Source organism: Desulfococcus sp., from assembly GCF_041737845.1.
Lineage (GTDB): Bacteria > Desulfobacterota > Desulfobacteria > Desulfobacterales > Desulfococcaceae > Desulfococcus.
The window spans coordinates 1-22823 of the sequence record NZ_JBGSQX010000003.1; the positions used below are offsets into that span (position 1 = coordinate 1).

Annotated in this window: 25 protein-coding genes; 20 read left to right on the forward strand and 5 right to left on the reverse strand. The window is 62.2% G+C overall.

Annotated features, from left to right (window positions below; genetic code table 11):
* Positions 1 to 2 precede the first annotated feature (2 nt).
* From ACEW8N_RS00185 to ACEW8N_RS00245, 13 genes are all read left to right on the forward strand, one after another.
* A complete protein-coding gene (locus tag ACEW8N_RS00185; RefSeq protein ID WP_373497787.1) occupies positions 3 to 110 on the forward strand; it encodes a flagellar basal body rod C-terminal domain-containing protein in 108 nt (35 codons plus the stop codon).
* A gap of 22 nt (positions 111 to 132) precedes the next feature.
* Positions 133 to 921 (forward strand): flagellar basal-body rod protein FlgG, encoded by a 789-nt coding sequence (gene flgG / locus ACEW8N_RS00190; protein ID WP_373497763.1) that lies wholly within the window; start codon positions 133 to 135, stop codon positions 919 to 921.
* Between the two features lie 4 nt (positions 922 to 925).
* On the forward strand, positions 926 to 1711 hold the full coding sequence (gene flgA / locus ACEW8N_RS00195) for a flagellar basal body P-ring formation chaperone FlgA (RefSeq protein ID WP_373497764.1): 786 nt from the start codon (positions 926 to 928) through the stop codon (positions 1709 to 1711).
* A 13-nt stretch (positions 1712 to 1724) separates the two neighbouring features.
* On the forward strand, positions 1725 to 2456 hold the full coding sequence (locus tag ACEW8N_RS00200) for a flagellar basal body L-ring protein FlgH (protein ID WP_373497765.1): 732 nt from the start codon (positions 1725 to 1727) through the stop codon (positions 2454 to 2456).
* A gap of 104 nt (positions 2457 to 2560) precedes the next feature.
* Positions 2561 to 3706 carry a flagellar basal body P-ring protein FlgI gene (locus ACEW8N_RS00205; RefSeq protein WP_373497766.1) on the forward strand — a complete coding sequence of 382 codons (1146 nt, stop codon included), beginning with the start codon at positions 2561 to 2563 and terminating at the stop codon, positions 3704 to 3706.
* Positions 3703 to 4062 (forward strand): rod-binding protein, encoded by a 360-nt coding sequence (locus ACEW8N_RS00210; protein ID WP_373497767.1) that lies wholly within the window; start codon positions 3703 to 3705, stop codon positions 4060 to 4062. Before ACEW8N_RS00205 ends, ACEW8N_RS00210 begins: the two co-directional genes overlap by 4 nt.
* A 194-nt stretch (positions 4063 to 4256) precedes the next feature.
* Complete coding sequence (flgM, locus tag ACEW8N_RS00215; RefSeq protein ID WP_373497768.1) at positions 4257 to 4562, forward strand: flagellar biosynthesis anti-sigma factor FlgM; 306 nt, start codon at positions 4257 to 4259, stop codon at positions 4560 to 4562.
* A 30-nt stretch (positions 4563 to 4592) separates the two neighbouring features.
* On the forward strand, positions 4593 to 5117 hold the full coding sequence (locus ACEW8N_RS00220) for a flagellar protein FlgN (protein WP_373497769.1): 525 nt from the start codon (positions 4593 to 4595) through the stop codon (positions 5115 to 5117).
* 58 nt (positions 5118 to 5175) lie between these two features.
* Positions 5176 to 6552 (forward strand): flagellar hook-associated protein FlgK, encoded by a 1377-nt coding sequence (flgK, locus tag ACEW8N_RS00225; RefSeq protein WP_373497770.1) that lies wholly within the window; start codon positions 5176 to 5178, stop codon positions 6550 to 6552.
* A 13-nt stretch (positions 6553 to 6565) separates the two neighbouring features.
* Positions 6566 to 7456 carry a flagellar hook-associated protein FlgL gene (flgL, locus tag ACEW8N_RS00230; protein ID WP_373497771.1) on the forward strand — a complete coding sequence of 297 codons (891 nt, stop codon included), beginning with the start codon at positions 6566 to 6568 and terminating at the stop codon, positions 7454 to 7456.
* A 52-nt stretch (positions 7457 to 7508) separates the two neighbouring features.
* Entirely contained in the window at positions 7509 to 8063 is a 555-nt protein-coding gene (locus ACEW8N_RS00235) for a hypothetical protein (RefSeq protein WP_373497772.1), read from the forward strand.
* Entirely contained in the window at positions 8060 to 10225 is a 2166-nt protein-coding gene (locus tag ACEW8N_RS00240; protein WP_373497773.1) for a tetratricopeptide repeat protein, read from the forward strand. Before ACEW8N_RS00235 ends, ACEW8N_RS00240 begins: the two co-directional genes overlap by 4 nt.
* 232 nt (positions 10226 to 10457) lie before the next feature.
* Positions 10458 to 11486, forward strand: a complete 1029-nt coding sequence (locus ACEW8N_RS00245; RefSeq protein ID WP_373497774.1) for a hypothetical protein — start codon at positions 10458 to 10460, stop codon at positions 11484 to 11486.
* A gap of 148 nt (positions 11487 to 11634) precedes the next feature.
* Here ACEW8N_RS00245 and flaF read toward each other — a convergent pair whose 3' ends face one another.
* The 3 genes from flaF to ACEW8N_RS00260 form a co-directional block, all read right to left on the reverse strand.
* Entirely contained in the window at positions 11635 to 12027 is a 393-nt protein-coding gene (gene flaF, locus ACEW8N_RS00250; protein WP_373497775.1) for a flagellar biosynthesis regulator FlaF, read from the reverse strand.
* Complete coding sequence (locus ACEW8N_RS00255; RefSeq protein WP_373497776.1) at positions 12008 to 12406, reverse strand: flagellar biosynthesis repressor FlbT; 399 nt, start codon at positions 12404 to 12406, stop codon at positions 12008 to 12010. Before ACEW8N_RS00255 ends, flaF begins: the two co-directional genes overlap by 20 nt.
* 70 nt (positions 12407 to 12476) lie before the next feature.
* Positions 12477 to 13286, reverse strand: coding sequence for a hypothetical protein (locus ACEW8N_RS00260; protein WP_373497777.1), 810 nt, complete (start codon positions 13284 to 13286; stop codon positions 12477 to 12479).
* A 324-nt stretch (positions 13287 to 13610) separates the two neighbouring features.
* Between ACEW8N_RS00260 and ACEW8N_RS00265 the strand changes: the two genes are divergently transcribed.
* From ACEW8N_RS00265 to ACEW8N_RS00280, 4 genes are read left to right on the forward strand one after another with little or no spacing between them, the layout of a single operon-like run.
* Entirely contained in the window at positions 13611 to 14006 is a 396-nt protein-coding gene (locus tag ACEW8N_RS00265) for a twin-arginine translocase TatA/TatE family subunit (RefSeq protein WP_373497778.1), read from the forward strand.
* A complete protein-coding gene (gene tatC / locus ACEW8N_RS00270; RefSeq protein ID WP_373497779.1) occupies positions 13996 to 14850 on the forward strand; it encodes a twin-arginine translocase subunit TatC in 855 nt (284 codons plus the stop codon). Before ACEW8N_RS00265 ends, tatC begins: the two co-directional genes overlap by 11 nt.
* Complete coding sequence (locus ACEW8N_RS00275; protein WP_373497780.1) at positions 14774 to 16573, forward strand: YcaO-like family protein; 1800 nt, start codon at positions 14774 to 14776, stop codon at positions 16571 to 16573. The genes tatC and ACEW8N_RS00275 overlap by 77 nt, the downstream gene beginning before the upstream one ends.
* A 37-nt stretch (positions 16574 to 16610) precedes the next feature.
* Positions 16611 to 17450 (forward strand): 50S ribosomal protein L11 methyltransferase, encoded by an 840-nt coding sequence (locus tag ACEW8N_RS00280; protein ID WP_373497781.1) that lies wholly within the window; start codon positions 16611 to 16613, stop codon positions 17448 to 17450.
* Positions 17451 to 17495: 45 nt separating this feature from the next.
* On the opposite strand, the gene ACEW8N_RS00285 is transcribed toward ACEW8N_RS00280, so the two are convergent.
* Positions 17496 to 18818: an amidohydrolase gene (locus ACEW8N_RS00285; RefSeq protein WP_373497782.1), complete on the reverse strand. Its 1323-nt coding sequence runs from the start codon at positions 18816 to 18818 to the stop codon at positions 17496 to 17498.
* Positions 18811 to 19644: a purine-nucleoside phosphorylase gene (locus ACEW8N_RS00290; RefSeq protein WP_373497783.1), complete on the reverse strand. Its 834-nt coding sequence runs from the start codon at positions 19642 to 19644 to the stop codon at positions 18811 to 18813. The genes ACEW8N_RS00285 and ACEW8N_RS00290 overlap by 8 nt, the downstream gene beginning before the upstream one ends.
* A 332-nt stretch (positions 19645 to 19976) precedes the next feature.
* Between ACEW8N_RS00290 and ACEW8N_RS00295 the strand changes: the two genes are divergently transcribed.
* The 3 genes from ACEW8N_RS00295 to ACEW8N_RS00305 are packed head-to-tail and all read left to right on the forward strand — an operon-like array spanning position 19977 to position 22776.
* The gene (locus tag ACEW8N_RS00295) at positions 19977 to 20471 is read left to right on the forward strand and encodes an NAD(P)H-dependent oxidoreductase subunit E (protein ID WP_373497784.1); all 495 of its coding nucleotides are present in this window, start codon (positions 19977 to 19979) and stop codon (positions 20469 to 20471) included.
* A gap of 53 nt (positions 20472 to 20524) precedes the next feature.
* Positions 20525 to 20878 carry a DRTGG domain-containing protein gene (locus tag ACEW8N_RS00300; RefSeq protein WP_373497785.1) on the forward strand — a complete coding sequence of 118 codons (354 nt, stop codon included), beginning with the start codon at positions 20525 to 20527 and terminating at the stop codon, positions 20876 to 20878.
* Positions 20879 to 20922: 44 nt separating this feature from the next.
* The gene (locus ACEW8N_RS00305; RefSeq protein WP_373497786.1) at positions 20923 to 22776 is read left to right on the forward strand and encodes an NADH-ubiquinone oxidoreductase-F iron-sulfur binding region domain-containing protein; all 1854 of its coding nucleotides are present in this window, start codon (positions 20923 to 20925) and stop codon (positions 22774 to 22776) included.
* Positions 22777 to 22823 lie beyond the last annotated feature (47 nt).

The following is a 22823-nucleotide window of genomic DNA, read 5'->3' on the forward strand; positions in this document are numbered from 1 at the left end:
AAATGGCGAACCTGCTGACCGCGATGCGAACGTACGAGGCGAACCAGCGCGTCGTGCAGATCCATGACGAACGGATGGGCAAAGCCATCACCGAACTGTCCAATTCCTAGCCTCTAGTCCTCACCCTACCCTATGTTGCGCGCCCTCTATTCGTCCGCCGCGGGCATGCGAGCTCAGCAGCTCAACCTGGACGTCATCGCGAACAACCTCGCCAACGTCAACACCACCGGCTTCAAGAAGTCCCGGGCCGAATTCCAGGACCTGCTCTACGAGACGTCCCGCATGCCGGGCGTCACCTCCTCCTCGGGGAACCAGGTCCCGACCGGCATCCAGGTGGGCTACGGCTCTCGGCCGGTGTCCACCCAGAAGCTCTTCACCCAGGGGAACTACAAGAATACCGACAACAAGCTCGACCTGGCCATCGAGGGCGACGGTTTTTTCCAGATCATCCAGCCCAACGGCGAGGTCGCCTATTCCCGGGCGGGGTCCTTCAAGGTCGACAGCGAGGGCCGGGTGGTCACCCCCGACGGCTTCCTCCTGGATCCGGAGGTCACCATCCCCCAGGACACCATGACCGTATCGATTGAGACGGACGGCACCATTTCCGTCGTGCAGCCGGGCGAGACCGAGGCCTCGGAGATCGGCAAGATCGAGCTGGCCAAGTTTGTCAACCCCGCGGGGCTGATGAGCATCGGCCGGAACCTCTATCTCCAGACGGAGGCATCGGGTGATGCCGTGGTCGGGGAGCCCGGGGAGGAGGGGTTTGGAACCATTTCCCAGGGATTCCTCGAAATGGCCAACGTCAACGTCGTGGACGAGATGGTGAATATGATCGCCGCCCAGCGGGCCTATGAAATCAACAGCAAGGCCATCCAGACCTCCGACGACATGCTCCAGACCATGAACAACCTCAAGCGGTAGCGCCATGAGAGACGCCTTTGCGAAAAAAATGTCAACCCTCCTCCTCCGGCTGGTCCTGGCGGCGGCGGCCCTTGCGTCCGGGAGCTGGGGGCAGGGGATCGCCTGGGCTGCGGACCGCGCTGCGATCCCGACCTCCGGCGAGCGGGCGGCCGTCACGGTCTCCAAAAACGAGATCGAGGCCATGGTCCGCGATTTTCTGGGCGAGAGGATCCGATCTGCAGGCGGCGAAGCCGATATTGCTCAGATCCGGGGCGCCAGGGATGTCGTCCTTCCCGCGGGAAAGGTCACCCACGCCCTTGAGATGCCCGAGAATGAAGCGTTGTCCGGCAGCGTCCGCGTGACCGTCGCCTTCAGCGTGGACGGCCTCCCGGCCAGGCGCGCGACCGTTCATGCGCGGATCCATCGCATGATCTTGGCCCTAACGGCCGTCCGGCCCCTGGCAAAGGGCACGGTCATCACCGCCCGGGATGTCGCCATGGAAAAAGCCTCCACGGCGGCTGTCTCCACGAACGCCTTTGCCCGCATCGAGGACGCCGTTGGAAAAATCGCGAGGAGGCGGATCGAGGCTGGAGCGGTGATGCGGCTCGACATGGTTGAACGGCCTTTTCTGGTGGAGCGGGGCGATGTCGTCACGATTGTGGCCCGGTCGGAGGAAATCCGCATCGTGACCCTCGGGGAGGTCCGAAATAAAGGGCGCCAGAATGATCGTGTCCGGGTCCTGAACCTCGATTCCGACCGGGAGGTCTACGCCAGGGTCATCGATGCCGACACCGTCGGGGTCAATTTTTAGGGAGGAGAATCGCGTGTTTTCAGTCCGGAACCCTGCTGTCAGGGCCATAATGATGTTTTGCGCCGCCTGGTGCCCCTTTGTCGGGTCGATGGTTTTTTCGGGCTGTGCGCCCTCGCTTCAGTCGCAGCCGCCGGTGCCGGCCGCAACCGCCCGGACCTTCGAAACCTCCATGAACGCGCCGCAGCCGGTGAAGGACGTGGCTGCGGACGGGAGCCTCTGGCGGGAGGATGGGCGGATGCTCGCCCTCTTCGTCACCCCCAAGGCCAGGGATGTGGGGAACATTCTTACCGTGAGGATCGTCGAGACCTCCAGCGCCAAGAATTCGGCCACGACGACAACCGGGAGAAATTCCTCGATTGCGGGGGGCATCGATAACTTCTTTACGCTGGAGGACTATATCACGCCCTATACCCAGGTGTCGGGGAGCCTGAAGAGCGATTTCGAGGGGAACGGGTCCACCGACCGCAGCGGCAGGCTGATGGCGACCATCACGGTCCGGGTGGTGGCGGTCCTTCCGGACGGGAACCTGAAGATCGCGGGGTCCCGGGAGGTGTCCGTCAACAACGAGAAGCAGCTCATCGCCCTCACCGGATTTGTCCGGCCCGAGGATATCGACCATACCAACACGATCCTGTCCACCGATATTTCGGACGCCAGGATTGCTTACAGCGGTGTGGGGATCATCAACGATCGCCAGCGGCCCGGCTGGATGATGCGGACACTGGACGCCATATGGCCCTTTTAAATCCCCTCAGGACATCCCGGCCGGCGGGTTCGGACCCCTCACGGCGGATCGTGGAGATCGGAAGGCGGCGCCGGATCATGCCGGGGAAACATTCAGGTGAACCCATGAACGAAATCCATGGCAGGCGGGGAACCGACGGGCGCCGGCGCGACCCGGCCGTCGTCATCCTGTGTCTGATGCTTTTTCTGATCCTCGGCGCAAGCGATGCCCGGGCCGCCCGGATCAAGGACCTGGCCGACATCCAGGGTGTTCGCCAGAACCAGCTTGTGGGATACGGGCTCATCGTGGGGCTCGAGGGAACGGGCGACGGGAAAAAATCGGTGTTTACGAACCGGGCCGTGTCGAGCATGCTGGAAAAGATGGGGATACCGGTGTCGCCGGAGGAGATCAAAACCAAGAACATCGCTTCGGTCATGGTCACGGCGGTGCTGCCCCCGTTCGCCAGGGCCGGGAGCCGGATCGACGTCGTCGTGAGTTCCATCGGCGACGCCGGGAACCTCCAGGGCGGAACCCTGGTGCTGACGCCGCTCAAGGGCGTCGACGGCAAAGTGTACGCCGTGGCCCAGGGGTCGATCAGCACCGGCGGCTTCGCCGTCGAGGGGAATGCCTCAACGGTTCAGAAGAATTTTCTCACCGTGGGGCGGGTCCCCGCCGGGGCCGTGATCGAAAGGGAGGTTCCTTTCGACTTTTCCGGGAAAGACGGCCTGACCCTGATGCTGCGCCAGCCGGACTTTACGACCTGCTCCCGGGTCGCCGATGCCATCAACCACCGATTTCCCGGCGCCGCCGCCCATGCGGCGGACCCGGGGACGGTTCAGGTGAAGGTGGCGGGCGAATATTCCGGAGACATCGTCCGGTTTGCGACCCTCATCGAAGGACTTGAAGTCAATCCCGACGTGGCCGCCAGGGTCATCATCAACGAAAGGACCGGAACGGTGGTCATGGGCCAGGACGTCCGGATATCTGCCGTAGCCGTGGCCCACGGCAACCTGAGCGTCCAGATCACCGAAGGGGCTGCGGTCTCCCAGCCGAGGGAATTCTCGAGGAGAGGAGAAACCGTCGTGGTGCCGGAGACGGACATCGCCGTGGAGGAGGGCAGCAACAATCTCATGCTCATGGACGCCGGGGCTACCATCGGGGGGGTCGTCCGGGCCCTCAACGCCCTCGGCGTGACGCCGCGGGATCTCATCGCCATTTTACAGGCCATCAAGGCCGCCGGGGCGCTCCAGGCCCAATTGGAGATCATATGACGCGGATCCAACACCTGCCCGAAAACCCGTGGCCCATGTATGAAAAGCGTTCCGCAGCGGGCAAAAACCATCGTGCGGCGACAGAAGCAGATGCCCCCGGCGGGGCGGGGGCCGCAAAGACCCGGACGGCCTGCGCCGAGATGGAGTCGCTGTTCATCTACCATCTTCTCAGGGAGATGCAGTCCACCGTCCCCAAAAGCGGCCTTATGGGCGGCGGGACGGCGGCGAACATGTACACCGACATGCTGCACCAGCATCTTTCCCGGGAGCTTGCCGAAGGGGGCGGCATCGGTTTGGCCGACATCCTCATGGCGCAGCTGACCGAAGGCCGCGGCCGGGCGTCGGATGAAAAATAGGCGGGATCTTCGGATCCGGGGCCTAAAGTATGGGGACTATCTGCCGATAACACCATCAGGCGGGATCAGTGTCCGACGGGATGCCCGCCGCGGAGGCAAGGATTCCAGGCATTCCCCGAAAAATGACGGCGGTCAGGGGCATGATGCAGAAATCCATTCCGGCGGACGATCACATCCAAGACAGGAAGCAGCCGATGAAAGTATCAGCAAAAGATCCGAGCCTGAACATCCTGGCATACGTCCAGAACGCCGGGAACAGGAAAAACGGCGCCGAGACCGTCGGATTCATGAAAGACGCGGCCAGGCAGGATACGGTCATGATCTCGGCCCAGGGCAGGGATATCCGGGAGGCGGTCAACATCGCCAAATCCCAGCCCGAGGTCCGCGAGGAGATGGTCGAGGCTATCCGCGCCCGGATTCAAAACGGGACGTATGAGATGGACAGTGAACGGATCGCCGCAAACATGATCGTGGAGTCCCTGTTCAATGATGTGGAATAGAACGGCGCGGAACAGAAGGTGTCGGATAACATGCCCCTGACAATGAATGCCAAGGAAACAAAGCTGCTGGACCGGTTCATCGGGATCGTCGAGGAAGAGGCCGGGCTCTATGCCCGGATGCCCGCAATCCTCCAGCGTGAAAAGCGGGCCGTCGCCGATGCCGACCGCGTCGCCCTCTCGCGCACGCTGGCCGAAAAGGAAACGCTGATCACGCTGATCCAAAGCATCGAGGAACAGCGGATCGAGATGCACGCGGCCTTTTCCGACATTTTGGGGCGGAGCCGGGAAAGATTGACACTCCGCCGCATCGCCGGCCAGTTGCCCGAGCCCCATGCCTCGCGGATGAAGGCCGCGGGTGAAAAGCTGGCCGCGCTGATCCGGCGGATCCAGGACGCCAACCGGACCAACCGCGGCCTCATCGAGCATCACCTCGAACTCGTCCAGGGCGCCATCACCTTTTTCGAGCGGGTCCGAAAACCCCACCAGGTCTATCACCGGACGGGGGAGCTGAAGCCGGTCAGGACGACGGGAAGGGTTTTTTCCGGCAAAATATGACTTGAACGCAGCCCCGGCTCCGCCCATTTGACGCATTTATCAACCTCCGGAGAAAAACATGCCCGCAATCGGAAATATCCTAGAGATCGGAAGGTCCGCCCTGCTGACCTATCAGCAGGGGGTGAACCTCACCTCCCACAACATCGCCAACGTCAACACGCCGGGATATTCACGCCAGCGTCTCAACCTGGAAACGGCCGTGGTCTACAACACCGATTCGGGGACCGTCGGCTCGGGCGTCACGGCCACCGGCATCGATCGGGTCTACGACCGGTTCATCACGGGCCAGATCAACCGGGAGAATCAGAATCTCGGGAACTGGGAGGCCCGCGAGGCGGTCCTGGGGCGGGTGGAGATCCTTCTCAACGAAGCCTCGGGGGCAGGCCTCGGCCAGTCCATGAGCGAATTCTGGAACGGATGGCAGGACCTTTCCAATATGCCGGACGGCATGACCGAACGGACGGTGCTCATCGGCCGCGGCCAGGCCATGAGCGCCTATTTCCGGAACACCCGTGAAAGCCTGGACGATATTGAGAGAGATATCACAGGGAGCATCGGGGACACCGTCGATGAGATTTCAGCCCTTGCCCAGCGTGTCGCGGACCTGAACGGAAAGATCAGCCAGATCGAGATGGGCGGCGGAACCGCCCATGAATTCCGCGACCAGCGCGACCTGGCTTTGAAGGACCTGTCGAAGCTGGCCGACATCCGAACCTTTGAAAAGGACGACGGTATGGTATCCGTCAGCATCGGCGCAGACGGGAAGCCGCTGGTGATCGACACCGTCGTGCCGGGTGATGGAAAGCCCCTGAATCTGGATGCAGCCACGGGCGGCATCGTCGACGCGGCTGGAAACCCCGTCGCCATCGGCGGCGGCAAGCTGAAGGGCCTGATCGACACCCGCGACACCGATCTCAAGGGCTATATCGCCGATCTCGAAGACCTCGCCCAAACCCTCATGGAAAGGGTCAACACGCTGCATCGGGACGGCACCGGCTTGGACGGGATTGGGGGCCGCGATTTTTTCACCGGGACCTCGGCAGCAGACATGGATGTCCATCCGGACCTTGTGGACGACATCAGCCGCATCGCCGCGGCAGGACCCGGAGAGGCCCTCCCCGGAGGCAACGGCAACGCCCTGGCCATGGCGGACCTGCAAAACAGCCTGGTGATGAACGACGGCCGGTCCACCTTTGACGAATATTACAGCGCCCTGGTCGGCGCGGTGGGGAGCGCGTCCCGGAGCGCTTCCCAGGGCGCCCTCCACCAGTCGGAGATGATGACGCAGCTAGAAACCTACCGGGAATCGATCTCCGGCGTCTCTCTCGACGAGGAGATGATCAATCTGATCCAGTTCCAGAATGCCTATCAGGCCGCGGCAAAGCTGATCACCGTGGCGGATGAACTCCTGGATACGGTCATCAACATGCTATAGCGAGGAAAAGCGGATGCGGGTCACCAATCGAATGATGACGGATGCCGTCAGCGCCAACATGCATAAACAGAGCGAGCGGCTTTTGAGCCTGCAGGAAACGGCATCCACCGGAAAGAAGGTCCTGCGGCCTTCGGACGATCCCCTGACCGCGGGCAGGATTCTGGAATACCGGGCGGATATCTCCGCGACCGACCAGTATCTCACCAATATCACCCATGCCGAAACCCGCATGGAGATGACGGAAGACGTGCTGGAAACCATGAACGGTTTTATCGAAACCCTTTGGGGTTTCGCTGCGGACCCATCGAGCCGGTCGCCGCTCGACCGGTCGACGGCCGCCGACCACATCCGGGACCTTAAGGAGCAGGTGCGGCAGTTGGCCAACAGCCGGCACGGCGGCGGCTACCTCTTCGCCGGCCACCTCACGGATGAGCCGCCCTTCCCTGATGACAACACCTATGCAGGAGACGCCGGGGAAGCTTCCATCATCATCGGGAAAGGCATGGACATGAAGATCAACACCCCCGGCAGCGAACTCTTTGCCGTCGGTCCCGACGGCCGGGTGGCGCTCTTCGCTGCCCTTGATGAACTGGAGGCCGCCTACCGGCAGGACCCCTTCGACCCGTCGGCGGTGACGGAGGAGACGGCGGCCACGATCCTCGACGCCGTCAACCAGGTGAAGGAAATCCGCGCCGGGAATGCGGCCCGGCTTTCCCGCATGGGGTCCGCAAGGAATTTCCTGGAGGGCATCCGACCCAGGTTGGCGACGGTCCTGGCCGACGCCGAGGACGCCGACGTCTCCGCGGCCATCGTGGAAATGAAACTGCAGGAGACTGCCTACGAGACGGCCCTGCAGACCGCCTCCAGGGTGATTCAGCCCACCCTTCTGGATTTTCTTCAGTAGTATGTGCCGCCGAATCGCCCGCACGCTGATTTGCTGGCTTGCGGCCGCGGGAATGGTTTTCGGTTGCGCCTATCCCCAGCATCAGACCATCTTCGAGCCGGGGCTGCCTGAAAAAATCCATGCGGCCCCGCCTGCCGGGTATTCGGAAACGCCCCTCGTCTGCGTGCTCGGGTTCGCTTCGCCCGATACCGCGCCCGGCATGGGAGGTTTCGCCGCCGTCCTCCTCCACCGGGAGCTTCTCATAAAGGGGATCCCCTCTGAGATCCGGCCGGACGTTTTTCCGGGTGGAGGCTGTTCCGACGCGGTCCGGAGCGACCTCTGCGACAACTGCGGCCAGGTTATCACGGGAGAGATCCGCTACTATTTCGAGGGCAGTGAACTGATGCCGTCACGGGTCGACCAGGAGATTCGGGTCACGGACCTGCGGGAGCCCATCCCCCGGGTCTTGTGGGAGGCGGCGGCCACGGAGGTTTCCGATCCGATCGCCGCCGACGACTGGATCATTCTCCAGACAAGCGGCGCCGCCGCATTGCCGGCCGCCGAGCTCATGCGCCGGAACGCGGAGAAATTCGCCAACATGATCTCCGCCGCAGGGACCCGCCCATGACCGAGAATCCCCACCAAGCCATTCCCGTTAAGAACGCCTATCAGATGACCCCCCCTCCGGAGGAGCTGCCCGACGTCCCGGCATCGGTGACGCTCCCGTCCACGACCCTCTATATCCGGCCCCTGTGGCGAATGGCCGATCCCGGTTTCCGAGAAATCTGGGAGGAACTGATCTCGGATAAGCCATCGAAGGGCAGGCATCCGCTGCCCGAAAAACGGGTGTTTTCCGACCGATCCGTCCTCTTCGCCACGGGCGGGTTATCCCGGTCCGTCAACAAGGCCCGGAATCTCCTTCAATTCCTCAGAAATCACGAGCGGGCGGACCTATCGCCCTTCGTCCCGGTCCTGGTGATCGTTGATGCCGGCGTCTGGTTCCCCCCTGACGGCGCCGAAAGCCGTGAATCCGACATCAACTGGTCGGATCTCGAACCCGGCGAGATCTTTTTTTCCCATGCCGCCTACAATCGATGCCGCGAAAAGGCGGCGTTGACCTTCGAGGCGCACCCCTCGGGAAAATTTTACCGGCTGGCCGACAAGAAAAGAGATCGGAGGCCGGGCGGCGCATCCTTCCTGTTCGGGGCAGCCATTGTCCAGGGAACCCACCCGCCCTGCTTCTACTGCGGTCTCGGACGGCATGCCAGCATGAACTGCCCCTCCAAGCTCCTGGACGGCAGACACACCGCTTTGGAAAGTCTTGGATACCTCTCTCTTTCCGGACTGAACGCGCTTTTTTTCGGATATCTCATGGGAGCGCGGGGGGAGTATGCCAAGACCCATTCGGCCCATGCGGCCGTCTCCCATGATACGGCCGTCGAAGGTGCGATGGAACTGTTGTACATCCACCAGCTCCGGTTCTTTGCCCGGCTCTGGGGGACCGAAGCGGAAAGCTGGGATAAAATCGGCGGCGGCAGGTCCGGCAAAACCCGCCGGAAAGGCGGCTGGGCCTGGCTCGCCTTCGACTGCCTGAGGAGTTCGAATCATCCCCAGGCGGCGGAGATCCTCGATAAAGCGCTCGAAAGCACGCCCCATGATTTCTGGCTCCATTGCATCCGGGGGTATCTGCATATCGAGCAGAACGCCCCGGGCCCGGCCGCCGATGCATTCGGCAGGGCACTCGGTTACGCCGTCACGGCGCCGCAGCGGATATTCATTCATTTTCTGATCTTCCGCATATTGATGATGGATGACCGCCTGCTGGACGCCGAAAAGCACCTCGATGAGATTTTTTCTATCGATACCCGGTGTCTCGACGCCGTCTACCAGTCGGCGGTCTTCTGCCTGAGGCGGGGCGAAGAGGGCCGTGCCCTGGAGAAGATCCTCGGTTTGATCCACGGCGACCGCAGGTATTTTGTCCGCGCTCAGATCGCTCCGGAGCTTTCGCCCTTTCACCGCGTCATCGGCAGGAAGCTCGGTCTGCTCTACGATCAGGCCCGGGATGCCGCCGAGGCAGGGGTCCGGACAGCCCAAACCGAACTTGAGCGGATGAAAGCCATCCTGGGGGAGGATGACCGTGTCGTCGTGGAAATGACGTCCCTGTGGATAAAAGCCGAGGCGCTGTTTGCCTCAGAAAGTTATTTCGGATACCTGGACGCCTGCCATTCGGTTTCGGCCGTCGGCGCCAGGGTCCAGCGTGAAATCCGAAAACGGCAGGAATACATTTACCAACTGCTTGCAGAACTGGATGAACGGTGCCTCGCCCTCTTCGACACGGTCAAAACCCTTTCCAGCGATAACGGGACGAGGCCGCTCCATGCCGAGTTGAAATGGATCCGGGGGGCGATCGACGCCGTCCGGAAGGATGTCCGCCATGAACAGGCCGGCGCCTTGCAGAAGGCGATGGCAGCGTGCAGGGAGATTTCAGAAAAGATAGGCAAGGCCGGGGCGAAACTCGAAATACTGGCCAACCTTCAGATCGTCCGGAACTTCCTGCTCACCTTTTCCAGGATCAATCTCATTTTCCAGCCCATCAATCTCCTGATCGGCATCGTCTTTCTCCCCCTGATCGTCCGGTATTTCCTGTCGGGGTCCACGGGCGGCGAGGTTCCCATCGACCAGATCCGGCTCTGCCAGGTCGGCGCCGTCTTCCTGGGCGGCGCGACGGGAATCATCTACGCCATCGTCAAATGCCTGGACCGGCCCGCTCCGGGCAGGACGGAACCCTGACCCGGCGTCATTCCCTTGACGCATGGGCCGGAGGGGGGCAGGACGACTCCCCCAACGCGTCGCCCCTTCCCAAAGGCCGATGGATTTGGGGCCGCCGGTGCGGATAAATATGGTACGCTTCTTGCTAAGCTTGCTATAGTTCGTTCGGGTCCTTCAGGGCCGGACGCTTTGGCGTGATTTGCATTCAATTGATGCCCTCACAAATCATCGATTTCCAGACGGAGAAACCATCATGGCACACCTGGCGATTCCCACCATGGCCCAGGCCATGGCCAACAAGGTCGGCACTACTGCCCACGCCCGGCAACCGCAAACCGATTCAGCCGCGGGGGGGATATTTGAAACCCTCCTCACCGCGGTCGGAAACGGCGAAACGGGAAAGGCTCCCGACGTTTCGCGCCCTTCCGGGGCGGATGACCCCGGAATGTGGGGAATCCTGCTCTCCAAGTACATGACAACGGGCCTGGCGGGGAAAGCTGCCGCGCGCAACGCTTCGTTCGCCGGCTCGGACCCGGTGCTTTCCGGTCTCGATTCAGGAAATGGGGCGGCGCCTTCGGCTGAGGTGCCGGAAAGGATATCGGAGGCTCGATATCCGGACGGCGGCGGTCTTCAAACAAGGGCGGGCTTGGGATCGCTTTCCGCGGCCTTCGAGTCGGGGGCCGCCGGGGCCGACGCCATCGGATACGACCCCGGCGGCGGCACCTCTTACGGGGTCTACCAGATCGCCTCAAAACCGGGAACCATGGACCGGTTCATCGATTTTCTGGCCGGAGAGGAACCTGCGTGGGCCGAACGCCTCCGGGCCGCGGGAGAAGCGAATACCGGCGGCAGGGGCGGCGGGATGCCGCGGGTGTGGCGGGAGATCGCCTCGGAGGATCCGGAGCGGTTCACCGGGCTTCAGCACGCCTTCATCGAGGACACCCACTACCGGCCGGCCGAGCGGAAAATCGCCGGGAGCGAAGGGATCCGGCCGGGGGATCGGTCCGAGGCCCTGCGGGAGGTGCTGTGGAGCACGGCGGTCCAGCACGGCCCCGACGGCGCGGCCCGCATATTCGGGTCCGCCATGGAGAGGCTCCGGAGCGGGGGAGACGATCCGTCGGATGCCGCGATCATCGAACAGGTTTATGCCCTCAGGGCCGAAACGGCCGACCGCCACGCGCCCGAACTGGCATCCGCCCTCCGGAACCGGTTCCGTTCGGAAAAACGCCAGTCCCTCGATCTGCTGGCAAACATCGGCAACGGGGAGACAGCGGTCCTCTAGACCTTAAATGTTCGCATGCAGGCCCGTAGGGGCAGGCCCCCGGCCTGCCCTTGGCGCTGTGCAATGTTTGATATTGGGTGATGGAATGTATCGGAAGGCGTTTATATGAAGATCACGCAGATGGATCCTTGGATGTCAGGCTTGGATGTCAGGCCGCCATGGCGGGCGCGCCTCTCAAGCCGGCGGCGATGGCGAGGTTGATGTCGACGAGGGATTTGATCTTCTCCGGCGATGGATGGGCCAGGATATCGAATGAACGCTTGTCCACGAACAGGCTGACGGAGAGCAGACGCTCCCGGAGTGCGGTCGGCAGGGGATGATCGTCCGTCGACAGCTCCGCCTGGAGAATGCTCCAGAGCTTCTGGTTGTGCTTGACCGCGCCGGCCAGCTCCGGGTACCCGCTCTCGGTGTCTGGGTCCCAGTTCATCTGAAATTCCTTGAGCTTCATGGCGGCGCTTGTCAGTGCATGGGCCTCGAGTTCACGGCCCGACATGGTGTTTTTGGCGGTCTTCTGGTAGGCGTTAAGCGGATTTGCGTACATTCTCCGTCAGTTCCTTTTCATAGTTGATGAGGATCTTGGTCTTCTTGAGCGCCCGGTAATACCTTGCGCTGGCGATATCCTCGCCGATGCCGTCCAAGAGGGGCATGGTGCTCGGCGCCGCGATCCCGATCTCCCGGGCGAGCTGCAGAAACAGCCGCCAGTATTCGGACAGGTTCGCGGGGTCCACATACATGAGCTGAATGGCGAAATAGATTCGGCGGCAGGGCGAATCGGCCTCGTCCTCGTTCATGACGTCCTTCTGCCGCAGGACGGGCACCCGGTTTTCGATGACGAATTCCGTGGGCTTGTCGCCGTTGGTGATGACCGCCCCGCCGATGATCATTCGTTCCCCGGGTTTCAGCGTGATTTTAAGCGCCATAGGTGTCGTCCATCCTTTTCATAAAGAGAACGGGGGGCCTTGGGAGGCCCCCCTGCCAGGAGGAGGTATATTAGAACAGCCGGAGGACGGCTTGGGCCGCCTGAGAGGAGAGGCTCAGGGCGGAGGTGGAGAGCTGCTGCTGGGTCTGGAGAGCCAGCATGTTGGCGCCTTCTTCGTTGAGGTCGGCCAGGATGAGGTTGTCCGAGCCGATCTGGAGGGTGTTCATCATATTGGAGGTGAACTCCTGTCGGGCCGTGATGACGCCCAGGTTGGCAGAGAGGGTCTGGGAGGTGGTGCGCAGGGTGTCGAGGGCGGTCTGGATGCTCTCAAGGGATGTCGCGACGTTTGCTGAATCGCTGATATCGAGGCTGTCGATACCAAGGGTCGCCGCCTGAACATCCGTGGTGGCCACGTCCATGCTGTTGGTGCCGTCTTCGTTGAAATAGACCGTGAGGGCGGCTACACCGTCGAGGAGGTTGGTCCCCTTGTAGTTCGAGTCCGCGATCAGGGCGTCGATCTGGGTCACGATTTCGGCGATCATCGTATCGTTTGCCGTAATCTCATCGGCGTCGGCGCCTTCCGAGGAGGCGACGATACCCTTGAGCTGTTCGACCAGGGAGGTGACGCCCCGGATGCCGGCGTCGGCGGCCTTTACGGTCTGGATCGCCTCGCTCATGCCGTCCTTGCGGTTGGCGAAGTCGTTGGCCCGCTGCATGTGGGCCTGGGAGGCGAAATAGGCGGAGGCGTTGTCGAGGGCGGAGTTGACCTTTCTGCCCGTGCCGAGGCGCGTGGAGGTGGTGTCCATCAGTCTCGAGGTGGACTGCATTCCGAGGAGGTTGTTTCTCATTCCCGCGGTCAGGGATACGTTGCTGAGTGCCATGGTGTTATTCCTTTCTGGAGTTGGGTTTCGGCATTTCTTGCCGGGTTTGGGTTGGGATTTGATTCCCGCTTTAGTTAGGGTTATCGGCAGGCCCGGAAAAAACTTTAGAGAAAGCCTATAATATTTTTTATTTTGCCTTATTGATCTGAAAACCCGGGACAAAAGGCCATTTCTTTCCTCCCTTCAGCCTTCAGCCTTCAGCCTCAAGCCTTTCCCCTTCCCCTTGACACCCCGCGCCAAAACCAGTAGAACTAACCGCCTTGCAGGGTTTGTTTTAATGAAATTAAGATCGTGGAGAGAGGGCATCGTATGTTTGGCATGGGAATGACCGAGGTATTACTGGTTCTGGCCATCGCGCTCATCGTGATCGGCCCCAAGAAACTGCCGGACCTGGCCAAGTCGCTGGGGCGGGCCATGATCGAATTCAAGCGGGCGACCGCCGAACTCAAATCCTCCCTCGAAGTCGACACCGACGTTACGGACATCAAGAAGACCTTCAAGGACATGGACCGGAGCCTGAAAACCTCCATGGAGGCGACCCCCTTGAAAACCAAATCCGAAACAGAAGAAGCCAAGGCGGATCCCCCGCCGCCGGATGCGGCTTCTGCGCCCCCGGGACCGCCCATGGATCCCGACTCCTTGGTAGAGTATGAGGCGGATGTCCTCGACGGACTGAAACAAAAGCCGGAGAAGGAAGGGGCGGCAAAAGATGACGCTTGATAACGACGACCGGACTCCCGACGCCCCCCCGGCCGACGATGAAGAAAGGATGCCCTTCACCTCCCACCTCGAGGAGCTCCGGGAGCGCCTGATCAAGTCCTTCATCGCCGTGGGCGTCGGGTTCCTGGTCGCTTACGGCTTCAAAGACAGGATCTTCGAGATCTTGATGCGGCCGCTCGTCAAGGTGATGGGCCAGGGCGACACCCTCATTTACACCGGCCTCCCCGAGGCCTTTTTCACCTACCTCAAGGTGGCCTTCCTGGCGGGGATCATGGCGGCATCCCCGGTGATCCTCTACCAGTTCTGGATGTTCGTGGCGCCCGGGCTCTACCGGAAGGAGCGGAAGTTTCTGCTGCCCATCGTGATTCTCTCCACCTTCTTTTTTGTCGGCGGGGCCCTCTTCGGATATTTTTTCGTTTTTCCCATCGGGTTTGAGTTCTTTCTCGGGTTCACCAACGAGAAGATCCAGGCACTGCCCTCGATGAAGGAATACCTCTCCTTCTCTTCCAAGCTCCTGATCGCCTTCGGCCTGGCCTTCGAGCTGCCGCTGGTGCTGACGGGCATGGCCCGCATGGGGCTCGTCACCGTCGATTTTCTGAAAAAGAACCGGAAGTATGCGATCCTGATCATTTTCATCGTGGCCGCCATTATCACGCCGCCGGATGTCATCAGCCAGGTCATGATGGCCGCGCCCCTGATGGTCCTTTACGAGATCAGCATCATCGGCGCCAAGATCTTCCAGCCGAAGCCGGCCGACGAGGATGAGGGTGACGAAGCGGGTGAAGAAGACGGCGCGGAGCAAGCGGCGGGAAGCGACCCCGGAAAAACGGGAAACGATGACTGAGGCGGCCGGACTTCCGGCCGGCGCCATCGACTACCGGTTGGTGCTCACGGAAACCGGTGCGGGCACCGGCTATTTTACGTGCACGCCCCCGGAGGAGATGGATGACGCGGCCTGCCTCGACGCGCTCAGGGCATCTCCCAACGACGCCTTCATGCGCCGCCATCTCCTCAAGCGGATTTGCCTGTGGGACCCGGAACACCTGGCGGCGCGCCTGCGGGAGACATCCGCGGCCGACACCTTCCTTCGGGCGCTTTTCTACGAGGCGATTCTATTATATGATCATTTTGAATCCCTCGGAAAATCCCTGCGGCCGGAAAAGGTCATGCGGGCCGCAGGCGGCACCCCGTTCATCTATCTCAAATCCCATCTGGCCGACGACCAGGCCCTCCATTCCCGCTGGATCGACCTGTTCCGGGGCAACCTCAATGATCACCGCATGCTGCCGCCGCCGGAAAAAACCGACCTTGCGGCCCCGTTTGCGGAAGCGGTACTCTCCCATGCGGACGCAGCGCGCCCGGGCATTGCGGCGATCCGGGACCGGATCCTCGCCGCGGGTCTCCCCGAGGCGCCGCCCCGGCCGCCCCTTGAGGAAACCACCCGCGTCGCCCTGGAAAAGCTCGACCGCCTGGGGATCCTGGCGGGCGAGGTCCAGCGCCATGTCGCCTCCCTCAGCCCCATTGCCCTGCTCCGCCAATGGCGGGTCGATTTCAGCGTCCGGAACGGGCGCCACGATTACCGGGTCCGGGGAATCCAGAATTCTTACGGCCGGGGGCTTGACCTGCCCGCGGCCCAGGCCTCCCTGGCCATGGAGATGATCGAGCGGTGCGCTTCCTTTGCCTCGGTCAGCCCGGACGGCGTGATTGGTTATACCCGGGAGTATCCCCTGACGCACGCCCGGTATTCCGAACTCCTGCGGGCCGGCATCCCGGCGGTGGATCCCAACCGCCTGGCCTTGGAGGCCCCGTATTCAGACGAGCCCCTGTACTGGATCGAGGGCGAGGGGACGGGGCCTTCGGGAGCCGTGACGGTGTGGGTTCCGGCCCAGTGCGTCTTTCTCTTTTTTAATATGGACGAGGTCAAGCTCTTTTCGGCTCTGGGATCGACCGGACTCGCATCGGGCAACACCATGGCCGAAGCCAGGCTTGCCGCGCTCTACGAGATCATCGAGCGGGACCACGATGGGGTGACGCCCTTCCATCCCTCCCTGTCCTTCACCGTCGAGACGACCGACCCCCGGGTGGGGAAGCTCCTCGATCAGTACCGCGAGCTGGGGATTCACGTTCAGTTTCAGGACCTCACCTCGAAAATGGGCGTGCCCTGCTGCAAGTGCTTCGTCCGGGAGATGGGGGGCGGCATCGTGAAGGGCACGGGCTGCCACCTGGACGCCCGGCGTGCCCTGCTCTCCGCCATGACCGAAACGCCGTATGCCTTCCCCTACGGCCCGCCGTCCGGGACCGGCCTCCACGGGCTGGTCCGCGTGCCCCTGGAAAACCTGCCCGATTACAGCCTGGGCAACAGCGCGGCCGATCTGCTGCTCCTGGAAACCCTCCTTGAGGAATGGGGATTTCGGCCGGTCTACATCGATCTCACCCGTCGGGATGTCGGCCTGCCCGTGGTCCGGGCCATTGTTCCGGGCATGGAGATCACCGCCGATTTCGACCGGTTCTCCCGGGTGCATCCCCGGCTCTTCGCCAATTACCGGCGCCTTTTCGGCGGATCGTGAGGCGCGGTCGGGCGGTGACGCCCTTTGCCGGCGGATCATGAAGACCCCTTCCAACAACCCATCCGATATTCAATCCGACATCGGGGCGGCGGCCCTTCGCATCCTGGAAGACCGGGTCGACGGCGTGACGCCCCGGGTTCTCGCGGGCCTCCTGGCTGCGGCTTTCGGCCGGAGCCGAAGGTGGGCCCGGTCGGCCGTCGGCAGACTGGTGGCGGCCGGCGAGCTGGCCTACCGGGAGCAGCACGGCCATACGATCATCGAACCCTCCTTCGACCGTCCGGTCCGCCTTTCCCCCCATGTGGTCGTGAAGCCGGCGGGCACCGCCTATACGCCCCGGGCAGGCGATGTCGTCGTCCGCCTGGCACACGGGGCGTCCTTCGGCACCGGGCAGCACCCCACCACCCGCCTGTCGGTCCGGGGCATCGATATGGCCCTGACCGAGCTGGGCCTGATAGAGGGCATGCCGGATGCCGCCGCCCTGGATGTGGGCACCGGGTCGGGCATCCTGGCCATCGCTGCGCTGATGCTGGGCATCCGGCGGGGGGTCGGCGTGGACATCGACCCCTGCGCCGTGGATGAGGCGAAGCGGAACGCGGCCCTGAACGGCCTGTCCGAAAGGCTCTCCATCGGGGCCGTGCCCATCGGGGAGATTCGCGGAACGTTCGCCCTGATCACCGCCAACCTGAGGTTCCCCACCCTGAGGCGGATCTTGACGGAGATGCTGCGGCTCTCGGCCCCCCGGGCCGCATGGGTCGTCTCGGGCATCCGGTCCGGTGAGGTCCGGCCCCTCCGGGAGGAATATGCCGCCTGCGGCCTGGAATGCCGGTGGCAGGCCGAGGAAAAGGACTGGGCGGCCCTGGCCTTCGAGAGGGAATGACCGCAGCCGCAGCCATCGGCCTCGCCTAAGATGGTGTGGAGGAACTCAGGCGGGGGAGCGGCGTTTCAGGCTATCGGCGATCCGATTGACGTCGTGGATGGCCTTTTCAACATCGATGGTGAGAAGGCTGCCGTTCTCCAGGACGACCCGGCCGCCGATCATGACGATGGCCGTGTCGCTGCCGCGCGCGGCATAGACCAGATGGGATTCCGGCCGGTACATGGGCTTGAGGTGGGGGCGGTCGGTGTCGATGACGATGATGTCGGCCTGTTTTCCCGGCTCGATGGAGCCGGTGATCTCATCCAGCCCCAGGGCGCGCGCGCCCTCGATGGTGGCCATCCGGAGGACGGTCCGGGCATCCATGACCGTGGGGTCCAGGGTCGCCGCCTTGTGCAGTTTTGCTGCCGTCCCCATTTCGAGGAACATGTCGAGATCGTTGTTGCTGGAGCATCCGTCGGTGCCCAGGCCCACGCAAACGCCTGCCGCAAGGAGTTCGGGAATGGGGGCGATGCCCGATGCCAGCTTCATGTTGCTTTCGGGGTTGTGGGCGACCTTGACGCCGCGGCTGGCCAGGAGGGCCGTGTCCGCCTCGGTCAGCACCACGCAGTGACAGGCCAGGAGACGGTCGCACAGAAGGCCCATCTTTTCCAGGTGGCCCACGGGGGTTCGGCCGTATCTCTCCCGGATCCGGGAGACCTCGCTCCGGGTCTCCGACAGGTGGGTGATGAGCAGACAGTCGTTTTCCAGGGCCATGTCCCGGGCCCGCCGCATGAGGTCCGGGGCGCAGAGATAGGGGGAGTGAGGCTCCACGGCGACGCGGATCAGCGGGTCCCCCCGCCAGCGGTCGATGAGGGCCTGGGTGGCCTCAAAGCCTTTATCGAGGGGGCCGTAGGCCGGGGAGGGAAAGTCGAAGAGCACCTCTCCGACCACGGCCCGCATGCCGGCCCGGCGGGCCGACTCGGCCACCGCATCCTCGAAAAGGTACATGTCGCAGAAGCAGGTGGTCCCCGACAGGATCATCTCCGCGCAGGCCAGGGTGGTTCCGGCGCCGACCTTGTCCCGGTCGAGGGTTGCCTCGGCCGGAAAGATGTGGTCGTTGAGCCAGGTCATCAGGGGGAGGTCGTCGGCGATCCCCCGGAGGCAGGTCATGGCCGCGTGGGTGTGTGTGTTGACCAGCCCGGGCAGGATGATGCCGCCGCGGGCGTCCACGGTGCGGCCGATCCGCCAGCCGGTGAAGGAAGCGGCACTGCCTGCGGCCACGATTCGTTCCCCCCGGACGGCCACGGCCCCGTTTTCAATGGTCCGGTCATCGGGGTCCATGGTCAGGACCCGGCCGTTGGCGACGAGAAAGTCCGCGGCGTTATCCATGGGCGGCCACCCGTTCCAGCAGGGTCTGGATGAGGCGCTCCAGCGCGGGGGCCGCCCGGTTGGCCACGGCGATGATCTCCTCCACCGTCGCGGGCACCGGCCGGTCGGGATCGTTGACGTTGGTGATGATGGAGAGCCCCAGTACCCGCATGCCCGCGTGGACGGCGACGATGGCCTCCTGGACCGTCGAAAACCCCACGGCGTCGGCCCCGATGATCTTCAGATAGCGGACCTCCGCGGGCGTCTCCAGGGACGGCCCGGTGAGGCCGGCGTAGACGCCCTCGCGAAGCGGAATCCGGCATTGTCCCGCCGCCTCCCGGGCCAGGGCGCGGAGGGCGGGGTCGTAGACGTGGTTCATATCGGGGAACCGGATTCCCCAGTCCGCCTCGTTGGGGCCCATGAGGGCATTGGCGCCGGTCAGGTTGATGTGATCGGTGATGATCATGATGTCGCCGGGAACGAAGGCCGGATCGAAACCGCCGGCCGCGTTGGAGAGGATCAGGGTGGTGACGCCCAGGCGCCGCATGACCCGGATGGGAAAAGTCACCTGCAGGGGCGTATATCCTTCGTAGAGATGGATCCTCCCCTGCATCACCGTCACCGGCATGCCGCCCGAATCCCCGAACAGGAGGCGCCCCCGGTGGCCCTCGACCGTGGAGACGGGAAAGTGGGGGATGTCGCTGTAGTCGAAGGCCTCCCGTACGGTGAGCCCTCCGGCGCTTTCCCCCAGCCCCGTGCCGGTCAGGATGCCGACCCGGGGCCGGATCCCGATCCGTTTTTCAAGAAAATCGACGGCGTTGTTGACCATTTGTCGGTACTGGGACATGGCGTTGCCTCTACTGTTGAATTGTCGATGTATTCCTTCCCGATGAAGATCCTGAGCCGGGCTGCCTCCCGCCTGCGGGTGAACCGGGGGATGCTCCGCCTTGCCGGAAATCTGGCATGAAATCTGCTTACCGGCTGGCGAAAAAGGGCTGTTTTTTCCATGAAAACGACTCTTCCTATAGTCGAGACAGCGGGTTCCGTCAATCCTTCAAATTGGAAGCGATGTGATTGACTTTTCTTGATTAATATGAAATGGTGCCGTCTGGTGAAAATATCTTGGTGAGATTCGATATGGTTTTTTTAAAAACATTTAATATTTTGGGAGATTAGAGCATGCTCGAGTTACAACGTCCAGAACACCCAGATATTAGTGATGAAATGTGGAATCAAGTCGATAGGATCATCGATGAGAATCGAGGACAGCCCGGTTGCATCATCGCGGTGCTGCGGAAAAGCCAGAATGCCGTGGGGTACCTGCCGGCACCCCTGATGGACTATATCAGCCTCGGGCTGAATCTGCCGAGGAGCGACGTTTTCGGCGTGGCCTCCTTTTATTCCCTTTTCTCCCTGGAGCCCAAGGGGCGCCATGTGATCAAGGTCTGCACGGGAACCGCATGCTATGTCAAGGGCATCCGCGAGGTGATCAGCCGCATCAGCAACCAGTACAAGCTGTCGGAAGGCTGCACCACCGCCGACAGGTGCTTTTCGCTGGAATCCGTTCGATGTCTGGGCGCCTGCGGGCTTGCGCCGGTCATGGTCATCGGCGAGGATGTTCACGGCGCCGTCAAGGCGGACACGGTGCTGGATATCCTTTTAAGATATGAATAATGCCCTTCCAAGGCGCTGTATTCCTTCAAAAGAGGGGTGATTGGTAACAATAGATGAAGCTTTCTGAAATAAAAGACATATTGAACGCGGAATGCCTCACGGGCGAGGAGCACATGGATCGCACCGTCTTCGGCGGCGGCGGCGCGGACCTGATGGACGACATCCTTTCCGCGGTGGCCAAGGGATCGGTGCTGTTGACGGGTCTCAATTCAGATCAGGTGGTCCGAACCGCCAGAATCGCGGAGGTCGGGGCGGTGGTCTTCGTCCGGGGGAAGAGGCCGAAGGAGTCGATCCTGGAGCTGGCGCGTTCCTATGACCTGCCGATATTGATGACAGATTATTCCATGTTTGTCTCAAGTGGTCGTCTATACATGAACGGTCTCAGGGGGCTTGACGGGTCCTGGTAATCGCCGGAGCTGCAACCGAGGTAATAGTTTAAGGGGAGAAAAATATGGCAAAGTTGACCATAGATGATCTGAAACGGATAAAGAAAGAGCACGAGGGCGAACTCAATTCGCCGGAAGTCAAGCATCTGCTCATCTGCGGAGGAACCGGGTGCCATGCCACCGGAAGCATCGCCGTCATGCGCGTGCTCAAAGAAGAGATCACGGCGCAGGGTCTTTCGGAAAGGATCAAAGTCGTCGAGACGGGGTGCAACGGCTTCTGCGCCATGGGGCCGATTCTCGTGGTCCATCCTGACGGTATCTTCTATCAGAAACTCACCGTGGATGATATCCCCGGGATGGTCAAGGAGCATTTCATCGATGGAAAGCCCATCGAGAAGCTGATGTACAAGGACCCCGCCACCAAGAAGCGGATTCCCCTCCAGAACGAGATCCCCTTTTTCGCCCATCAGATGCCTCGGGCGCTCAGAAACAAGGGCTTGATCGATCCGGAGCAGATCGTCGACTATATTGCACGGGACGGTTATCAGGGCGCCCACAAGGCGCTCAATAAGATGGCCCCCGAGGAAATCGTCCAGCAGATGATCATCTCCGGGCTCCGCGGACGGGGCGGCGCCGGGTTCCCTACCGGCATGAAATGGGATTTCGCCAGCAAAAGCCCCGGCACCGTCAAGTATGTTCTCTGCAACGCCGACGAAGGCGACCCGGGGGCCTTCATGGACCGGAGCATCCTGGAGGCAGACCCCCACGCGGTGCTCGAGGGGATGCTCATCGCGGCCCGGGCCATCAACGCCAGCAAAGGGTACATTTATGCCCGGACCGAATATCCCCTGGCCATCAAACGCCTGGAAATCGCCATCGCGCAGGCCAAGGCCTACGGGCTGCTTGGGGATGACATCTTTGGCACCGGCATGAACTTCGACATCGAGATCTATCAGGGCGCCGGCGCTTTTGTCTGCGGCGAGGAAACGGCGCTCATCGCCTCCATCGAGGGCAAGCGCGGCACCCCCTGCCCCCGGCCGCCCTACCCCTCGGTCAAGGGCCTGTGGGGCAGCTCAACGGTCATCAACAATGTCGAGACCCTGGCAAATATCGCCCCCATCATTTTAAACGGGGGGGCATGGTTTGCAAAATTCGGCACTGACAATTCAAAAGGCACCAAGGTTTTTGCCGTTACCGGCAAGGTAAAAAACTCCGGACTCATCGAAGTTCCCATGGGCACGACGCTGCGGGATATCGTGTATGAAATCGGCGGCGGCCCTGCCGCGGGCGCTAAATTTAAAGCCGTGCAGACCGGCGGCCCGTCGGGTGGCGTCATACCTGAGCAGTTACTCGACACGGGCGTCGACTATGACAATCTGCAGAAGCTGGGCTCCATTATGGGCTCGGGCGGCCTTATCGTCATGGACGAACATGACTGCATGGTTGATATCGCCAAATTCTATCTGAAGTTCTGCGTTGACGAATCCTGCGGCAAGTGCGCGCCCTGCCGCATCGGGGGCTGGCAGCTGCTGCATATACTGGAGGGCATCTCCGAGGGCCGCGGCACGCTTGAAGATCTTGACCGGATGCGGCGTATTTCAAAGGCCATGCAAAAGGCCTCGCTGTGCGGTCTGGGACAGACAGCGGCAAACCCCGTGCTCTCGACGCTGAAGTATTTCGAGGACGAGTACCGCGAGCATATTGTCAATCACCGCTGTCCTGCAAAGAAATGCACGGCCCTGCTTGATTTCTTTATCGTCAAAAACAAATGCAAAAAGTGCGGCCTGTGTGCGCGCACGTGCCCGGAAAAAGCGATATCGGGAGACCGCGAGCATGGCTACGCCATCGATAAAACCCGGTGCATCAACTGCGGCCTGTGCTTTGAGGCCTGCAAATTCGAAGCAGTGGAGAGGAATTGATCATGGTAGAGATATACATTAACGGTCGGCCCGTCGAAGTGCCCGAG

Bases quoted from the DNA above. Each gene is read 5' to 3' on its own strand.
- ACEW8N_RS00305 (WP_373497786.1), top strand. From the start codon at position 20,923: ATGGCAAAGTTGACCATAGATGATCTGAAACGGATAAAGAAAGAGCAC.
- ACEW8N_RS00255 (WP_373497776.1), bottom strand. From the start codon at position 12,406: ATGGCGCTTAAAATCACGCTGAAACCCGGGGAACGAATGATCATCGGC.
- ACEW8N_RS00300 (WP_373497785.1), top strand. From the start codon at position 20,525: ATGAAGCTTTCTGAAATAAAAGACATATTGAACGCGGAATGCCTCACG.
- ACEW8N_RS00280 (WP_373497781.1), top strand. From the start codon at position 16,611: ATGAAGACCCCTTCCAACAACCCATCCGATATTCAATCCGACATCGGG.
- ACEW8N_RS00260 (WP_373497777.1), bottom strand. From the start codon at position 13,286: ATGGCACTCAGCAACGTATCCCTGACCGCGGGAATGAGAAACAACCTC.
- ACEW8N_RS00240 (WP_373497773.1), top strand. From the start codon at position 8,060: ATGACCGAGAATCCCCACCAAGCCATTCCCGTTAAGAACGCCTATCAG.
- ACEW8N_RS00245 (WP_373497774.1), top strand. From the start codon at position 10,458: ATGGCACACCTGGCGATTCCCACCATGGCCCAGGCCATGGCCAACAAG.
- ACEW8N_RS00285 (WP_373497782.1), bottom strand. From the start codon at position 18,818: ATGGATAACGCCGCGGACTTTCTCGTCGCCAACGGCCGGGTCCTGACC.
- ACEW8N_RS00220 (WP_373497769.1), top strand. From the start codon at position 4,593: ATGCCCCTGACAATGAATGCCAAGGAAACAAAGCTGCTGGACCGGTTC.
- flgG (WP_373497763.1), top strand. From the start codon at position 133: ATGTTGCGCGCCCTCTATTCGTCCGCCGCGGGCATGCGAGCTCAGCAG.
- ACEW8N_RS00290 (WP_373497783.1), bottom strand. From the start codon at position 19,644: ATGTCCCAGTACCGACAAATGGTCAACAACGCCGTCGATTTTCTTGAA.
- tatC (WP_373497779.1), top strand. From the start codon at position 13,996: ATGACGCTTGATAACGACGACCGGACTCCCGACGCCCCCCCGGCCGAC.
- ACEW8N_RS00210 (WP_373497767.1), top strand. From the start codon at position 3,703: ATGACGCGGATCCAACACCTGCCCGAAAACCCGTGGCCCATGTATGAA.
- flgL (WP_373497771.1), top strand. From the start codon at position 6,566: ATGCGGGTCACCAATCGAATGATGACGGATGCCGTCAGCGCCAACATG.
- flaF (WP_373497775.1), bottom strand. From the start codon at position 12,027: ATGTACGCAAATCCGCTTAACGCCTACCAGAAGACCGCCAAAAACACC.
- flgM (WP_373497768.1), top strand. From the start codon at position 4,257: ATGAAAGTATCAGCAAAAGATCCGAGCCTGAACATCCTGGCATACGTC.
- ACEW8N_RS00295 (WP_373497784.1), top strand. From the start codon at position 19,977: ATGCTCGAGTTACAACGTCCAGAACACCCAGATATTAGTGATGAAATG.
- flgA (WP_373497764.1), top strand. From the start codon at position 926: ATGAGAGACGCCTTTGCGAAAAAAATGTCAACCCTCCTCCTCCGGCTG.
- flgK (WP_373497770.1), top strand. From the start codon at position 5,176: ATGCCCGCAATCGGAAATATCCTAGAGATCGGAAGGTCCGCCCTGCTG.
- ACEW8N_RS00235 (WP_373497772.1), top strand. From the start codon at position 7,509: ATGGTTTTCGGTTGCGCCTATCCCCAGCATCAGACCATCTTCGAGCCG.
- ACEW8N_RS00205 (WP_373497766.1), top strand. From the start codon at position 2,561: ATGAACGAAATCCATGGCAGGCGGGGAACCGACGGGCGCCGGCGCGAC.
- ACEW8N_RS00185 (WP_373497787.1), top strand. From the start codon at position 3: ATGGCGAACCTGCTGACCGCGATGCGAACGTACGAGGCGAACCAGCGC.
- ACEW8N_RS00265 (WP_373497778.1), top strand. From the start codon at position 13,611: ATGACCGAGGTATTACTGGTTCTGGCCATCGCGCTCATCGTGATCGGC.